This window comes from Bacillus infantis NRRL B-14911 (assembly GCF_000473245.1).
GTDB classification, from domain to species: Bacteria; Bacillota; Bacilli; order Bacillales; family Cytobacillaceae; genus Bacillus_AB; species Bacillus_AB infantis.
In genome coordinates this window covers 1,868,860-1,885,176 of the sequence record NC_022524.1, presented here as the reverse complement: position 1 = coordinate 1,885,176, position 16,317 = coordinate 1,868,860, and the positions used below count along the sequence as shown (strand labels likewise).

Genomic DNA, 16,317 nt, shown 5'->3' with positions numbered 1-16,317 from the left:
AGCAACACCTCCTCTTACTATTTCTTCGTGCTTTTTGCCGTTTTTTGCAGTTCATATAAAGTATTCATCGCATCAAGCGGTGTCATTTCAAGAATATCCATCTTGGCCAGCTTGTCCAGGATTTTCTTTTCGGCCGGGCTCAAGCTTGCTTTCTTCGGCTCTGCCGGACCATCAAAGAATGACAGCTGGGCATCGTGAACTTCTGGAGCTGGAGCTGGGGCCGGGTCAGCTGCAGTGAGCTCAGGCATGCCTGCTGCTACTTTTTCGCGGACGGGCTTTTCAGCGGGTTCTCCCTCTTTCTTTTCAAGCTTCTCCAGTATTTCATTTGCCCGGTCAATCAGTTCTGACGGCAGCTCTGCCAGCTGGGCGACGTGAATTCCATAGCTCTTGTCTGCTGCTCCTTCTTTAATTTTATGAAGGAACACGACCTTGCCATTTTGCTCAATGGCACTGACATGGATATTCTGCAGATCAGGGAGCTCTTCTGCAAGCACGGTCAGCTCATGATAATGGGTCGAGAACAGGGTCTTTGCCCCGATCCGTGAATGGATATACTCAATGATCGCCTGGGCCAGCGCCATTCCATCATAGGTGGAAGTCCCGCGCCCGATTTCATCGAAAAGGATGAGGCTGTTCTGTGTGGCATTGGCAATCGCATTCTTCGCTTCCAGCATTTCAACCATAAAGGTACTCTGGCCGGAGATCAGATCATCCGCTGCCCCGATCCTCGTGAACACCTGGTCAAAAATCGGCAGCACCGCCTCTGAAGCCGGAACATAGCAGCCGATCTGTGCAAGGATGCTAGTCAGGGCAACCTGGCGCATATAGGTGCTCTTACCGGACATATTCGGTCCTGTGATCAGGAGCAGTTCGCGTCCGTCACCCATCACACAGTCATTCGGGACATATTCCTGGCTGTCCATCACTTTTTCCACGACAGGATGGCGCCCTTCCTTCACGCTGATTTCCCGATTACCGGAAAAAACAGGTCGGACATAGTGGCGGTCCTCGCTGATCTGCGCAAAGCACTGGAGCACATCAAGCTCGCTGACCGTCCTAGCGAGTGACTGCAGCCTCGGGATGTATTCCTTCACATGGTCGCGGACATGGCAAAACAGCTCATACTCAAGCTCGGTAATGCGCTCTTCCGCTTCAAGGATCAGTGTTTCCTTCTCCTTCAGCTCAGGGGTGATATACCGCTCGGCATTGGCCAAAGTCTGCTTCCGGTCATACCGCCCTTCCTCAAGAAGATGGATATTAGCCTTCGTAACTTCAATATAATAGCCAAATACCCGGTTATAGCCAATTTTTAAAGACTTGATGCCCGTACGTTCCCGCTCCTGGGCCTCAAGCTGGGCAATCCAGGTCTTGCCGTTCCTGCTCGCGTCGCGGTACTGATCCAGCTCATCATGGTAGCCATCCCGGATCATATTCCCGTCCTTCACGGAAATCGGCGGATTATCAACAATCGCGCTTTCAAGAAGATCCGTGATTTCCTCACATGCATCGAGCTTTTCCGCCAGCGCTTTCGCATCCTCATTCTGAAGGCCGCCCACAAGCTCCTTCAGCAATGGCACCTGGAGGAGCGAGCTTTTCAGCTGGATCAGATCGCGGGCATTAACATTCCCGAATGCGACACGTCCGGCAAGGCGCTCAAGATCGTAAACCTCTTTCAGTTTTTCACGCAGATCCTGCCTGGCAAAATAATCATCCAGAAGGGACTGGACAAGCGAATGGCGCCGCCCGATCGCCTCTTTATCGATCAGCGGACGGTCAATCCACTGCTTCAGCATCCTTGCCCCCATTGCCGTCTTTGTTTCATCCAGAAGCCATAAAAGCGAACCTTTTTTCCCTTTCGATCTGATGGTTTCAGTCAGCTCCAGATTCCTTTTGGAAAAATAGTCAATCTTCATGAATTGGTGCACCTGGTATGTGGCAAACGGCTGAAGGTGGTCAAGGCTCCGTTTCTGTGTCCTGAACAGATAATTCAGCAGTCTTGCCGCTGTCTCCCTGAGCTTGTCCTGATTAAGGGCATCCAATAAGGGAGCGCTCATCTCTGATATGCCTGCTTCCTGTTCATAAGACACGGCCGCGACAGAACGCTCCCTGAATTTGCGCTCCATTTCCGGGTCGAAGCCGGAGGAAACAACCACTTCCTTTGCACCTGACATCGAGAGCTCATTCAGAACTTCTTCCTGACCGGCAAGTAAGGTGATTTTGTTCTCTCCTGTGGAAAGGTCATTGCAGGCAAATCCAAACGAACCGTCTGAAAATGCGGAAATGGATGCAATATAGTTATTTTCCTTTTCATTGAGCCCGCGCCCTTCCATCAGGGTACCGGGCGTGACGAGCTGCACCACTTCCCTTTTCACGACGCCCTTGGCCTGGCGGGGGTCCTCTGTCTGTTCGCAGATGGCTACTTTATAGCCTCTTTCCACCAGCTGCTCTATATATTGCTGGGCAGAGTGGTAGGGAACCCCGCACATCGGGATTTTCTCTTCCACTCCGCCATTCTTGCCTGTTAAGGTAATCTCAAGCTCCTGGGACGCCCTGATGGCATCTTCAAAAAACATTTCATAGAAATCCCCGAGCCTGAAAAATAAAAAGGCATCAGGATAGTCTGCTTTTACTCGTAAATACTGCTGTATCATCGGCGTGTAAGCTGCCATAATATCCTCCAAACAACATCTCTCATTATTTCTCTTCAGCTATCTATTATAGCATAAGCGAAGCTCCCGTTGTTTGCTGAGGGACATGATGACAGCAGGCAGAAATACGAGTTAGAGGGGATATCTGGCATTACTTTTTTTCTGGCAAAATATAGACTTATCTCAAATCCCTGCTGTATTCATCAGCACAATCCTCCAGCCGTCAGGATCTTCAATGGTAATACCGCCCCTTCCCCAGTAGGGATTCTCCGGCTCGAATTCCTGATAGCCCAAGGCTGATAGCCGGGCAGCAGCCGCATTGAGTTTGTGAAGGTCAGTGATGTAAAGGACGAGCAAATGGTCTTTTGCAGGTGCAGGGAGTTCATGTTTTTCATCCGTCTGGGTGAATTCAAGATGATATTTCTTGTCCGGAAGCCCGTACATAATCCCTTTATATCCTTCATGGTGGAATCCCCCCAGCTCTATAAGGCCAAGGCCTTCTCCATAAAAATGCTTTATTTTTTCCAGCTGGTTTGTCGGCCTGGCAATCCTGACTTGAACGGCAGATACTGGCTGCTGCCATTCCGCTCTGACCTGTATCTCATACGGAAGGCCATCGTCCATATAATAGGCATCCCTGCTGCCTGAGACGATTAATTTAATCGGATGGATCTCGGCTCTCCGGTCTGTGGGATACCAGCAGCGCCCTTCTTTTACAAGGACAAGGACACCTGCATCATCACCATAAAACGCGAATGAACTGTTATCTGCCCCTTGCTTATCAGCAAGAATCGGCTGCAGCTTCGCCTGCATTCCGGCAACGTCAGCCGAAGGGAAACCAACTTCCCCGACATCATGCCAGCCCCCTGCCTGGCAACGCAATGCTGGCCGCTCAAGACATTCAAGGATGTTGCCGTCCGGATCGGTGAAATAGGCCTGCTTTCCCTCCCAAAACATGCTGTATTCGCCATCTTCGTTGGCAAGCAGGCAGCTTTCTGCTCCAAGCCTGCTGAAAATATGTTCAAAATAAGCTGCATCTGTCCGGAAGCAAAGATGATAATAAGGGACTGTTTCCCCTTTTTCAAAAAACAGCTTGGTGCTTCCTGCCCTGACGGAAAACCATCTCTCAGTCTGGTGAATCAGCTCCATCTCAAGCACTTCTGTATAAAAGGCGCACATCTCTTCCAGATGGAAGCACTGCAGGTTAACCTGGTAAATCTGCATAAAAATCTCTCCTTTGTCTGCCAGTCTTGCTTCAAATTCATTATAAGAGAAACACTATGCAGAAAATTCAGCCTAAGGACGGAGGCCGCCTTCGTCTTTTTGACTGGCTGATTCCGGAGAAAACAAAAGAAAACTAGGAAGCGGAACCTTCCTAGTTTACGATTATTCCTCTTCTGTTCCGACCAGGAAGTGGGGATTCAAATCCTCAAATTCCTCATCCTCGACATCGAGGCCCCATACTTCGTCATCATCGCAATCGCATTCGCCGTGGTACACAGCTACACAGACTTTCGTCTCGCCGATTACTTCCACAAGGAATTCCCTTTCCACGTGGACGATGATTTTGTTTCCGTTCGGGGAAATGACTGCTTCAACACAATTCGGCTGCTGCAGTACTTTGGCAATGACATCCTGATCATCTAAGCAGTCATGATCACGGTATTTAAGTTTGATGACATCTTTATATTCAACCCGTTCAGTAACGACTTCCGTCTTTGTGTTATCGTTATAGGAATACCAAACGTTAATGTCATAATAGCCGCAGATTTCAACTGTCTTGCCGACCTTTTTCGCCTCATACTTGTGGTTGATGATCCAACAGCCAAGGATGCTTGACGGGTGGTGTGCCGGGCATATCGTATGATTGGACTGGGTGAATTTGCGTCCCTTCGCTACGACGGCTTTTGTAATTATCTCTCTGTATTCTCCCATTGCGAGCGAACCCTCCTCATTCATTTTCAATTCATCCTATGCGGGATATTAGACTAGTGTGATTACAATTTTAAGGGTGCATGCAAAGCTTCTTGTAGGGTGCGATATACGGTATTCTATGCGGATACCCATGGTTTGGTGCCATGGAAACGGACCGGGGAGCACCGGCTTAGGGAGACTGATGCCATTCGAATGGAAATAGGCAAAAAAAAGACCCCTGCACCCAAAAGGATGCAGGGATTCGCAGCATTAATGCTGGCAGCTGTTTTTGTTTTGCAGTTCTGCTCCTGTTTCACCGCTCAGGATATTGCCTCCTGTTGAAACGAGGATTTCATCTGTGACTTTATTGCTGATGGTGTTCGCAACAAGCTGCAGAAGCTCATTCACTTCCACCTGGGATTGCTTGAATTCCTGGACAACCGGAATCTCATCAAGCTGGCGCTCAAGCTCCTCGATTTTGGCTTCGGTCTTTTTTAAAGCTTCTTCTTTGCCAAAATGCTGCAGATTGACTGCCTGCTTCTGCAGTCCTTTAATGCTGGTGATCGCAGTGCGGACCTTTTCATTGCTGTGGATCTGCGCTTCCGCTCTTTTGAAGAAGTCCACTTCTTCTGTTTCTGCTATGATTTGTGCAAGCTCCCTTGCACGTGCGATAATATCGTCTTTAGTATATTTTCCCATTATTTCACCTCAGCTGGTTGAAGCTCTTCAACCATTTCTCCATTTAATGACCATGTTTTTGCATCTGTTATTTTAACAGAAACAATCTTTCCAATCGCTGACTTTGGCCCTTTAAAGTTAACAAGCTTATTCTTTCTTGTATACCCTGCCAGAACTTCAGGATTGTTTTTGCTTTCGCCTTCAACCAGGACTTCAACAGTCTGGCCGTGATATTTCTTCATCGCTTCTGCCGACATTTCATTAACGAGGGCATTCAGGCGCTGAAGGCGCTCTTTCTTGACCTCCATCGGCACATTATCCTTCATCTTGGCCGCTGGTGTGCCTTCACGCGGAGAGTAGATGAAAGTATAGGCAGACTCGTATCCGACTTCCTTATAGAGGGAAAGAGTTTCCTCAAACTGCTCATCCGTCTCATTCGGATAGCCGACAATAATATCCGTTGTAAAAGTGGCATTCGGAATGGCGGCCCTGATTTTCCTTACCAGCTCCAAATACTGTTCGCGTGTATATTTCCTTGCCATGATTTTCAGGACATCTGTTGAGCCTGACTGGACTGGAAGGTGGATATGTTCAAGAAGGTTGCCTCCTTTGGCAAGCACTTCAATCAAATGATCATCAAAATCACGCGGATGGCTTGTAGTGAAGCGGATTCTCGGAATATCAATCTTTCTGATTTCATCCATCAGATCGCCAAGGCCGTACTGGAGGTCTGTAAAGTCCTTCCCGTACGCATTGACATTCTGGCCAAGAAGGGTGATTTCCTGATACCCCTGGGCGGCAAGCTGGCGCACCTCCTGGATGATTTCTTCAGGACGGCGGCTCCGCTCCTTGCCCCTTGTGTAAGGAACAATGCAGTAGGTGCAGAATTTATCGCAGCCGTACATGATGTTGACCCAGGCCTTGATATTGCCTTTGCGGACTTTAGGAAGATTTTCAATGACATCTCCCTCTTTGGACCATACTTCAACGACCATCTCTTTAGACATATAAGCTTCCTGCAGAATGTTCGGAAGTCTGTGGATATTATGCGTGCCAAAGATCATATCCACCTGGTCATATGTCTTGAGGATTTTATTCACGACAGATTCTTCCTGGGACATGCAGCCGCATACGCCGAGCAGCAGGTCAGGGCGTTCTTTCTTCAGGTGCTTCAAATGGCCGAGCTCGCCGAATACTTTGTTTTCCGCATTTTCACGGATTGCACAAGTGTTCAGGAGAATGACATTTGCATCCTCGACAGTATCAGTCGGCTCATAGCCGAGACTGAGGAAGATGCCGGCCATGACTTCGGTATCATGCTCGTTCATCTGGCAGCCGAATGTTCTGATATAGAATTTGCGGTTATTCCCCATGCCTTGGAATTCAGCCGGAATATTGAAATCTTTATGATAGCGGACCTCTTCTTTCCCGCGTTTTTTTGCATCTTTCAAGGAAGGAGGCGCATATACGGTTTCAAAGTATCGGCTGTAGTCCTTTTCGGATTTTTTGTCCGAAGGATTGGCAGCAGCCGCCAGCTGGCCTTCCATCCGCTGTTTTTCGTTCATAGAAAGTACCCCTTTCTTCTGTCTATCCAAACGCTAATCGCTATTTTCATTTCTATCATGTAAGCGCAGTTAAAATGTTGTACACATTATAATAGTATAAGGGTTTAAAACGCTGAAAACAATAGAAATCCTGTAAGGATACTGACTCTATTGGTACTTTGGCAGCTGGGGATGGGATGGATGGATAAAAAGACATGGGCTTTGCAGGCAAGTAATTCACTTTCCGTGGAGAATCACTGAAAATGGCATATGAGACCGCTCTGAGTGCATACTTGCTCTTAGCAGATACAGCAGATGGAAAGCTGAAGAGTAGTAACCGTGATAGAAAAATAAGGGGAGATTTTACTGCTAATCGCAGATTAGAGCGGGTTTTTGAGTAAAATAAGGGGAGTTTTTCCCTCTATTAAAAGAAAAGCCCTTTATTTTCATACTTCCAAGTCCAATAAGAGGAATCTCTCCCTCTATTTAAAGGGTTTTCAGTGCTATTTTTCATATAAGGGGAATTTCTCCCTCTATTTAAAGGGTTTTCAGTGGGGAATTTCTCCCTCTATTTTTCTCCATCAGGTTTTACTAAAAATAACTCGGCAGTTCAATTATCCAGCGATGGGGTATAGAACTACCTATTTAAAAAAAATAGCCCGGGATATCCCAGGCTATTTTGGTTTATTAATTTCCATTACAAAACGTGTATTGTTCAGGCTGTTGGCTCCATATTATCTGAACTATTTTCTTTGCAGGGCCCCTGCCTTTCACATGAAGTCTGTTGTTTTCCGTTCCAGGAGCTTCGCTTTCCGCGGGGCGGCCCAGCGGTTTTTCAACTCACATAAATTCTGCTGTCAGTTTGCCGAAATGCTCTTCATCGAGCTTCAGGTCTGCATGGGCAAGCGGTGTTTCGGAATAGCCAGGGAGCATTTCCTGATAGGATTTGCGCTCTGTATCCTGGTAGATCAAGCCTGTCACAAGTCCGTCATGCTTCATTAGCGTCTGCATGGCCATGGAGCGGTCTGAAGAGTCATAGCCTTCCACATCGGCGAGCTTTGTCAGGTTTTCTTTGAACCAGTCGTACGTATTCACTTTATTATAAGTCACGCACGGGCTGAAAACGTTGATGAGCGAGAAGCCTTTATGCTTGATGCCTGCTTCGATCAGCGCTGTCAGGTCCTTCAGGTCAGTTGAAAAGCTTTGGGCCACAAACGTTGCCCCCGCTGTCAGCGCCATTTCCATCGGTGAAATAGCTTGCTCGACAGAGCCGTGCGGCGTGGACTTTGTTTTGAATCCGGCAGCAGACCTTGGTGAAGTCTGCCCTTTTGTCAGTCCGTAAATCTGATTGTCCATTACAATATAGGTAATATCGACATTACGGCGGATGGAATGGACGGTATGCCCCATCCCAATCGCAAAGCCGTCACCGTCACCGCCGGAAGCGATGACTGTCAGATCGCGGTTTGCCATTTTAAGGCCTTGGGCAATCGGGAGTGCGCGCCCGTGGATGCCGTGGAATCCATATGAGTTGATATAGCCGGAAATCCTGCCGGAACATCCAATGCCTGAGACGACTGCAAGGCTGTCCGGCTCGAGCCCTACATTGGCAGCTGCCCGCTGGATGGCGGCCTGGACAGAGAAGTCTCCGCATCCAGGGCACCAGTTTGGCTTGACGTTATTGCGAAAATCTTTAAATGTGGCCATTTAGAACAGCTCCTTGCAAGTGGTATGGATTTCATTAGGCAGGAATGGATTCCCGTCATATTTCAGGATTTTATTGATTTTTTGATGCTGGCCGACATTCATTTTGATGATGTTTGCCAGCTGGCCTGTTGCATTGTTTTCAATCACAGCCACCTTTTTGGCAGACTCCATCAGAGGTCTTAGCTCTTCTGCCGGGAACGGGTGAATCAGGCGGATGTGAGCATGATTAACCTTCAGGCCATCCTTTTCAAGGCGGCCCATAGCCTCTTCTATCGCTCCCCTTGTGGAGTTGAAGCCGACAATCAGGAGGTCTGCTTCCTCATGCGGCGCATTTTTATGGATCGGATTGCTGAATTTAATATTTTCGACTTTCCGGAAACGCTTGTTCATCTGATCTCTGCGGTTTGCTGCGGATTCAGAAGGCTTTCCAGTTTCGTCATGTTCTACGCCGGTTACGTGGTGGATGCCGTTCTTCATGCCTGGCACCACGCGCGGGGATACCCCGTCTTCTGTCACTTCATAGCGCTTGAAATAACCTTTGTTTTCGATTTCAGGCAGCTCTTCATCCACTAGCTTGCCCCTGCGGATTTCAACTTTGCTGAAGTCCAGCGGTTCGACTGTCTGTTTGCCGAGAGACAGCTGCAGGTCAGAAAGCATGATGACAGGGCACTGGTATTCTTCTGCCAGATTGAAAGCTTCTGCTGCATCATAGAAAGCTTCCTGGACCGTGCTTGGCGCAAACACGATCTTAGGGATTTCCCCGTGGGTTCCATAGATCATCGCCATCAGGTCAGACTGCTCCTGCTTTGTAGGCAGTCCTGTAGAAGGTCCTCCGCGCTGTGTGTCTACAATCACAAGCGGCGTTTCGGTAATGCCGGAAAGACCGATCGCTTCCATCTTCAATGAAAGCCCGGGTCCTGCTGAAGCAGTCATTGCACGGACACCGCCATAGTTGGCGCCGATCGCCATGGTAACAGCCGCAATTTCATCTTCTGTCTGGATAACGCTCCCGCCAAGCGGTGGAAGCTTCTTGATCAGGTACTCCATGATCTCGGATGCAGGAGTAATCGGATAGGCCGCCATGAAGCGGCAGCCGCCGGCAAGAGCACCAAGTGCGATGGCGTCATTCCCGATCATGAACATGCGCTTTTTCCCATCAGCTTTTTCAAGCTCCATAAGTTCTGCGCCTTCGCCAGCCAGTTCCTTCATCCGGTCAAATCCGGCTTTGATGGCTTCCATATTTTTATCGACAACCTGCTGCCCTTTTCTGCCGAAAATCTCCTGGACAACTTCCTCAAAAACTTTGATATCCAGATTAAGAATGGCACAGGTCGCGCCGACAGCGACCATATTTTTCATCAAAGAAGTCCCCAGCTCAGTGGCAAGCTCGGTAAAAGGTACAGCAAACAGCGATGCAGTCGTATCCTCTGGCTTCTTCGGATCAAATTTCGCATCGGCAATGATAACGCCTTTATCATGAAGCTCTTTATAGTTCACATCAATCGTTTCCTGGTCAAAAGCTACTAAAATATCAAGATCATCGGAAATGGAGCGGATCTGGGACGTGCTGACCCGGATCTTATTATTCGTATGCCCTCCTTTGATCCTCGAAGAAAAATGCCGGTACCCATATAAATAATAGCCGAGGCGGTTAAGAGCTATAGAGAAGATTTCCCCTGTACTCTCAATTCCTTCCCCCTGCTGTCCGCCTACTTTCCAAGAAAGCTGCTTTAACATTCATTACACCCCTTCGGATTGTTCTATATATGTATAATTGTATGGTCTATTAATTAACCCCTGCAGCCTATCAAACAATGGAAAACAGCTTCAAAAAAGGTGCAAAAGGGTACTAAACGATTTCAATTCTAGACCGAACCCCCGAAAAAAGCAACCCTTTCCAAAGAATAAATCCCTTGGAGGAATGGCTTGCACAGTCCTGTCCTAAGCCCCTGAGCGAAAGGTTTTTTTAAAGGAAGTCCTTCATCCGCCAATCTCGTTTCTTCAGGCAGGAGGCAGCCTTTTTTCCATATTGCGAAAAAGGAATTTTTCTACTTGTATCTCAGAATAATGTTTTTGAAGTTCGTTTACTAGGTTCCCATAATATTGGAAAGAAGACAGCCCTTTTACTGTATCATCAATGCCGTCAAAATCAGATCCAAAACCGGTATGGTCTTCTCCTCCCAGGGAACAGACATGTTCTACATGCTTAAGGATGTCAGAAATCGCGGATTCTTTGGTTCCTGTCAAAAATTCCGGAACAAATGTCAGTCCGATGACGCTGTCCCGCTCAATCAGCGCCTTCAGCTGATTGTCGTTCAAATTCCTTGGCACAGGGCAGAGGGCATGGCAGTTGGAATGGGAGGCAAAAGGTAATTCTGCCAGCTCCATCAAATCCCAGAACCCTTTCTCAGAGAGGTGGGATACATCGCATAAGCACTGCTTTTCATTCAGGATCCCGACCGCTTTTTTTCCAAATGAAGATAGTCCTGCCCCCCTTTCCTCAAGGGCGCCGTCTGCTGCATAATTGCTGTAATTCCAGGTGAGCCCGACAGAAGATACGCCAAGCCTTATCAGGGTTTTCAGCTTAAGAAGGTCATCTCCGATGCAGTCGCACCCTTCAAGAGTCAGGACTGCGCCGATTTCGTCCTCCTTCAGCTGGTATGCCTGCCCTCTATCCCTGATGTGCTTCATCTTCGGGAACGGCTTCAGCACCCTATCGTAAAAAAGCTCAATCATATACAGCGCAGCATGGAACTTCATGTTCGGATGGACCGATTCCGGGACATAGACGGCAAAGCATTGAACCTTGGAGCCTGCTTTTACAAGCTTCTCGTAATCAATATGCAGCCGGCTGCTGCTCCTGAATTCAATTGAAGGATCAATAAACATTTTATAAAGGACGTCGCAGTGAGAATCAAAAATGTTCATGTTTTCCTCCCCTTTCAATATATCTGGATAGCAACTATATTCGATGGATGCTATTTCAATTCCTTTATTCAGACTGCACTGATTATAAAATAAAAATAGAGCAGCACTTGCATGAATGGAAAAAAGCCTGTTTGCTCTTTTTAAGCAAACAGGCAAAAATGATGTACTGCCGGCTATTTATTGCCCAAAGCAAAGGGCCGCTATATTTTGTATGCCTCTACTTTTCCCTTTTGTTATCTTGGCTCAACAATCAGCTTGATCGCTGTCCGCTCTTCACCGTCAATCTTAATATCGGTGAAAGCAGGAATGCAGATCAAATCCACTCCGCTAGGCGCTACGAATCCTCGGGCGATCGCTACTGCTTTAACCGCTTGGTTCAATGCACCCGCACCAATTGCCTGGATCTCTGCGCCGCCTCTTTCACGCAGAACACCAGCAAGCGCACCAGCTACAGAATTAGGATTAGACTTTGCTGAAACTTTTAATATTTCCATTCCTAGCTCCTCCTTGTTTATCCCCTCCTGCATGCCCTCGGGATTAATGCCCCGGGCACATCAGGTATATCATTCCATTGCTACTATATTCAGAGGATAAAAAACATATTCCAGCTTGGACAAAATATTGGAAAATTCCGTACTTTACGGGTTCACATAAACAAAAAGAGACTGCCCATGGAAAGGCAGCCCCTGTTATTCAGCTGAAAAAAGGATGATCTTCGTTGATCAGAATTCTTTCTATTTTCCTGGCAAGCCCTGTTTTCCGATCCAGTTCGACCGATACAGCGCTAAGCTGGTCCCTGCCTTCCTTCGGCACCTCAAAACGGACAGGAAGGTTTGTCATGAACCTTTTCAATACGGCTTCCTTCTCAACGCCCAGGATTCCGTCATAAGGGCCGGTCATGCCTACATCAGTTATGAAGGCAGTCCCGTCAGGAAGGATCCGGTTATCTGCCGTCTGGACATGTGTGTGCGTACCAACGACAGCAGATGCCTTTCCATCAAGATACCAGCCCATGGCCTGCTTTTCGCTTGTCGCTTCCGCATGAAAATCGACAAAGATGAAGGGAGTGCGCTGCCGGGCTTCCTCGATGAGCTCATCCGCTTTTTTAAACGGACAGTCGGACGGCTGCAAAAAGGTCCTGCCCTGAAGGTTAATAACAGCCACTTCATCATTGTTCACCTTTAAATAGACAATGCCTTTGCCAGGGTTATTATCCGGGAAGTTCGCAGGCCTGATCAGATATTTCGCACTCTCAATAAACTCAAAAATCTCTCTGTTATCCCATGTATGATTGCCAAGGGTCACCGCCTGCGCGCCTGCTTCCAAAAACCCCCGGTAAATCTTTTCCGTAATTCCTTTCCCGCCTGCAGCATTTTCACCATTAATAATGGTCACCTGTGGACGGTACTTATCTTTCAGTTTGGGCAGATATTCTTTTACCATATCACGCCCGGGAGAACCAACTACATCTCCAACAAACAAAATATTCATTCAGCAAACCCTTTCTAACTTCAATTTCTTCACTTTTATCATTGTAACACAAAAAGGAGGATTCCCATTCGTATTGTAATGCCAAAAAAATAAAGCAGCGCCGAAGCACTGCTTTATTTTGCGTATTCAACGGCTCTCGTTTCACGGATGACCGTAACCTTGATATGTCCTGGATAATCAAGCTCTTCTTCAATCTTTTTGCGTATATCCCTTGCGAGCCTGTGTGACTCAAGGTCATCAATCTGATCAGGCTTAACCATGATCCTGATTTCCCTTCCGGCCTGGATGGCAAATGATTTCTCGACCCCATCATAGGATTCAGAAATCTCCTCCAGTTTTTCCAGACGGCGGATATAATTTTCAAGCGTTTCCCTTCTCGCTCCAGGCCTTGCTGCTGATAAAGCATCTGCTGCAGCAACAAGTACAGCGATAATGGATGTAGGCTCAGTATCGCCATGGTGGGAAGCAATGCTGTTGATGACAACCGGATGCTCTTTGTACTTAGTCGCAAGTTCAACACCGATTTCAACATGGCTTCCTTCTACTTCATGGTCGATTGCTTTACCGATATCATGAAGCAGGCCGGCGCGGCGGGCAAGCGTTTCATCTTCGCCAAGCTCAGCAGCCAGCAGCCCTGAAAGCTGGGCAACTTCCATTGAGTGTTTCAGCACATTCTGTCCGTAGCTGGTACGGAACTTCAGGCGGCCGAGAATTTTGATAAGGTCCGGGTGAAGTCCGTGTACGCCGACCTCAAAGGTCGTCTGCTCACCGATTTCACGGATATGCTCGTCCACTTCGCGGCGCGCTTTATCCACCATTTCCTCAATCCTCGCCGGGTGAATGCGTCCATCCTGAACTAATTTTTCGAGAGCAAGCCTTGCTGTCTCACGGCGGATTGGATCAAACCCGGATAAAATGACTGCTTCCGGAGTATCATCGATGATAAGATCAATTCCGGTAAGCGTTTCGAGTGTACGTATATTCCGTCCTTCACGGCCGATGATACGTCCCTTCATTTCATCGTTAGGCAGATTGACCACTGATACGGTCGTTTCTGCAACATGGTCTGCAGCGCAGCGCTGAATGGCCAATGACAATACTTCCTTCGCCTTCTTGTCTGCCTCTTCCTTCGCGCGGTTTTCCGTTTCCTTCACCATTATGGCAATATCGTGAGCAACTTCCTGCTCGACCCGATCTAAAATGATGGATTTTGCCTCTTCACGAGTTAAGCCTGAGATGCGTTCCAGCTCAGATTGCTGTGCTCGTACCATCTCGTCCACTTTGCTTTCCATCTCTTCAATATGCTGTTGTTTTTTGTTAAGAGAATCGTCTCTTTTCTCCAGGATTGATTCACGCTTATCAAGCGATTCATCTTTCCGGTCAAGATTCTCCTCTTTTTGCAGTAAACGATTTTCTTGTTTTTGCAGCTCATTTCTTCGATCACGAACTTCTTGTTCAGCTTCAGTCCGAAGCTTGTGAATTTCATCTTTTGCTTCCAGCAGGGCTTCCTTCTTTGAAGCATCAGCTTCACGCCTTGCATCCTCAAGGATTTGCTCAGCAGCGTTCTTAGCTCCTGCAATTTTTGCTTCGGCAATCGATTTGCGAATAAAATAGCCAACAACTGCACCGACGACTAGGGCAAGCAAAATGGAGATGACTAATAAAATATCCATCATTTCACCTCCTCTTGCTATGAACTTTTTTGTGTTACGTTTCTAAAGTGTCGGCATGTACATTGTTTAGGATCAACATACAGCACTAAGGCTTTAAACGTTTTCAAATACTCATAAAAATGTAAAATATACAATATAATTGTAAAGCTGTGGATTTTTATTGTCAAGGGTTTGTCCTTGCGGCTTTTTTTAATATTTCGGACAAGTCTGGCAACTGCGCCAGATGTATCCCCCATTTGACGTATTCCATGCCAAATGAGCTGCCCTTTGTTTCATTCTAACCTCCATAAAAGCAAAAGGCAAAGCCTGTGGCTTTGCCTCAAGTGATCAGTCAATCAGTTCGAAATGCTCCTGATCCTGATCCTGGTTTTCATCTAATAACTTCTCCTCATCAAGACCATAGTGGTCGCGGATCTGCTTTTGGATAGTCAGCCTTAAATCAGGGTTCTCCTTAAGGAACTGTTTCGCATTCTCACGCCCTTGGCCCAGTCTCTCTTCATTGTATGAATACCAGGAGCCGCTCTTCTGGACAATATCCAGTTCAGAGCCCATATCAATGATTTCGCCTTCTTTTGAGATGCCTTCCCCGTACATGATGTCAACTTCTGCGACACGAAATGGAGGAGCAACCTTGTTTTTGACGACCTTGATTTTTGTCTTGTTTCCGACCATTTCATTGCCCTGCTTTAACGTTTCAGCACGGCGCACTTCCAGACGTACGGAAGAGTAGAACTTAAGAGCACGGCCGCCTGGAGTGGTTTCAGGATTTCCGAACATGACTCCGACTTTTTCACGGATCTGGTTGATAAAGATGGCGAGCGTCCTTGATTTATTGATCGCACCAGATAATTTACGAAGGGCCTGGGACATAAGGCGGGCCTGGAGACCGACATGGGAGTCACCCATTTCTCCTTCAATCTCTGCTTTCGGTACAAGTGCCGCTACTGAGTCGATGACAAGGATATCAATGGCACCGCTTCGCACAAGGGCTTCAGCAATTTCTAGCGCCTGTTCCCCGGTATCAGGCTGGGAAAGCAGCAATTCATCAATGTTTACGCCCAGCTTTTGGGCATATACAGGATCAAGGGCATGCTCAGCATCGATAAAGGCAGCTTGTCCGCCATTTGCCTGCACCTCAGCAATCGCATGAAGGGCAACAGTCGTTTTACCTGAGCTTTCCGGACCATAGATTTCGACTATGCGCCCCTTAGGGTAGCCTCCGACACCAAGCGCAACATCCAGCGCCAGGGAGCCGCTCGGAGAAGTTGAAATTTTGCGGTCTGTCTGCTCTCCAAGCTTCATGATCGAACCTTTACCAAATTGTTTTTCTATTTGCTTTAAAGCCATATCTAATGCAGCTTGACGTTCACTCACTAGTGATTTCCTCCTTTATATATAAAGAAAAATATGCATTGCATATTACAAAATCTATCTCAAAGAACCTATCTTTACTATATACTTTTTCCGCTTGTTTGTCGAGCAAAAAGTCGAACATTCATTCGTTTTTTTTGAGAGGGATATTGATGGGTAAATACCCCGATTCCCTCAAGAGAAAACTCTTTTCAGCCGCCTCCTTTCATACAGAAACGGCAAAACGGAAAGCTTTCTGAATATTGAAAGGGAAGTTATGGAGTTTCGCAGTTTGCCAAATTGCCAGATCAGTTATCTGACTAGCGGGGAGATCGTAAAGGAATGGTTTTAATAACAGGCAGTCTTATCCTTTATTTGAGTGGC

The 16,317-nt window shown here is 47.3% G+C and carries 12 protein-coding genes; all 12 read right to left on the bottom strand.

Annotated elements, in window-relative coordinates; genetic code table 11:
• Nucleotides 1-17: 17 nt before the first annotated feature.
• The 12 genes from mutS to recA all read right to left on the bottom strand — a co-directional run bounded on the left by mutS (nt 18) and on the right by recA (nt 15,957).
• Entirely contained in the window at nt 18-2,669 is a 2,652-nt protein-coding gene (gene mutS, locus N288_RS09500) for a DNA mismatch repair protein MutS (protein WP_009791512.1), read from the bottom strand.
• Between the two features lie 162 nt (nt 2,670-2,831).
• Nucleotides 2,832-3,872 (bottom strand): VOC family protein, encoded by a 1,041-nt coding sequence (locus N288_RS25765; protein WP_009791513.1) that lies wholly within the window; start codon nt 3,870-3,872, stop codon nt 2,832-2,834.
• Between the two features lie 162 nt (nt 3,873-4,034).
• The gene (locus N288_RS09490; RefSeq protein ID WP_009791515.1) at nt 4,035-4,583 is read right to left on the bottom strand and encodes an outer spore coat protein CotE; all 549 of its coding nucleotides are present in this window, start codon (nt 4,581-4,583) and stop codon (nt 4,035-4,037) included.
• 249 nt (nt 4,584-4,832) lie between these two features.
• Complete coding sequence (locus N288_RS09485) at nt 4,833-5,261, bottom strand: RicAFT regulatory complex protein RicA family protein (protein ID WP_009791516.1); 429 nt, start codon at nt 5,259-5,261, stop codon at nt 4,833-4,835.
• A complete protein-coding gene (gene miaB, locus N288_RS09480) occupies nt 5,261-6,805 on the bottom strand; it encodes a tRNA (N6-isopentenyl adenosine(37)-C2)-methylthiotransferase MiaB (RefSeq protein ID WP_009791517.1) in 1,545 nt (514 codons plus the stop codon). The genes N288_RS09485 and miaB overlap by 1 nt, the downstream gene beginning before the upstream one ends.
• 819 nt (nt 6,806-7,624) lie before the next feature.
• The gene (locus N288_RS09475; RefSeq protein ID WP_009791518.1) at nt 7,625-8,491 is read right to left on the bottom strand and encodes a 2-oxoacid:ferredoxin oxidoreductase subunit beta; all 867 of its coding nucleotides are present in this window, start codon (nt 8,489-8,491) and stop codon (nt 7,625-7,627) included.
• Complete coding sequence (locus N288_RS09470) at nt 8,492-10,228, bottom strand: 2-oxoacid:acceptor oxidoreductase subunit alpha (protein WP_009791519.1); 1,737 nt, start codon at nt 10,226-10,228, stop codon at nt 8,492-8,494. It abuts the gene before it with no gap.
• A 264-nt stretch (nt 10,229-10,492) separates the two neighbouring features.
• Nucleotides 10,493-11,419, bottom strand: coding sequence for a dipeptidase (locus N288_RS09465; RefSeq protein WP_022543737.1), 927 nt, complete (start codon nt 11,417-11,419; stop codon nt 10,493-10,495).
• Nucleotides 11,420-11,652: 233 nt separating this feature from the next.
• Nucleotides 11,653-11,913 (bottom strand): stage V sporulation protein SpoVS, encoded by a 261-nt coding sequence (gene spoVS, locus N288_RS09460; RefSeq protein WP_009791522.1) that lies wholly within the window; start codon nt 11,911-11,913, stop codon nt 11,653-11,655.
• A gap of 199 nt (nt 11,914-12,112) precedes the next feature.
• Nucleotides 12,113-12,910, bottom strand: coding sequence for a TIGR00282 family metallophosphoesterase (locus N288_RS09455; protein ID WP_009791523.1), 798 nt, complete (start codon nt 12,908-12,910; stop codon nt 12,113-12,115).
• A gap of 113 nt (nt 12,911-13,023) precedes the next feature.
• Nucleotides 13,024-14,586: a ribonuclease Y gene (rny, locus tag N288_RS09450; RefSeq protein WP_009791524.1), complete on the bottom strand. Its 1,563-nt coding sequence runs from the start codon at nt 14,584-14,586 to the stop codon at nt 13,024-13,026.
• Between the two features lie 324 nt (nt 14,587-14,910).
• The gene (recA, locus tag N288_RS09445; RefSeq protein WP_022543735.1) at nt 14,911-15,957 is read right to left on the bottom strand and encodes a recombinase RecA; all 1,047 of its coding nucleotides are present in this window, start codon (nt 15,955-15,957) and stop codon (nt 14,911-14,913) included.
• Nucleotides 15,958-16,317 lie beyond the last annotated feature (360 nt).

Coding starts and splice junctions, on each gene's coding strand:
- mutS (WP_009791512.1), bottom strand. CDS start 2,669: ATGGCAGCTTACACGCCGATGATACAGCAGTATTTACGAGTAAAAGCA.
- N288_RS25765 (WP_009791513.1), bottom strand. CDS start 3,872: ATGCAGATTTACCAGGTTAACCTGCAGTGCTTCCATCTGGAAGAGATG.
- N288_RS09490 (WP_009791515.1), bottom strand. CDS start 4,583: ATGGGAGAATACAGAGAGATAATTACAAAAGCCGTCGTAGCGAAGGGA.
- N288_RS09485 (WP_009791516.1), bottom strand. CDS start 5,261: ATGGGAAAATATACTAAAGACGATATTATCGCACGTGCAAGGGAGCTT.
- miaB (WP_009791517.1), bottom strand. CDS start 6,805: ATGAACGAAAAACAGCGGATGGAAGGCCAGCTGGCGGCTGCTGCCAAT.
- N288_RS09475 (WP_009791518.1), bottom strand. CDS start 8,491: ATGGCCACATTTAAAGATTTTCGCAATAACGTCAAGCCAAACTGGTGC.
- N288_RS09470 (WP_009791519.1), bottom strand. CDS start 10,228: ATGTTAAAGCAGCTTTCTTGGAAAGTAGGCGGACAGCAGGGGGAAGGA.
- N288_RS09465 (WP_022543737.1), bottom strand. CDS start 11,419: ATGAACATTTTTGATTCTCACTGCGACGTCCTTTATAAAATGTTTATT.
- spoVS (WP_009791522.1), bottom strand. CDS start 11,913: ATGGAAATATTAAAAGTTTCAGCAAAGTCTAATCCTAATTCTGTAGCT.
- N288_RS09455 (WP_009791523.1), bottom strand. CDS start 12,910: ATGAATATTTTGTTTGTTGGAGATGTAGTTGGTTCTCCCGGGCGTGAT.
- rny (WP_009791524.1), bottom strand. CDS start 14,586: ATGATGGATATTTTATTAGTCATCTCCATTTTGCTTGCCCTAGTCGTC.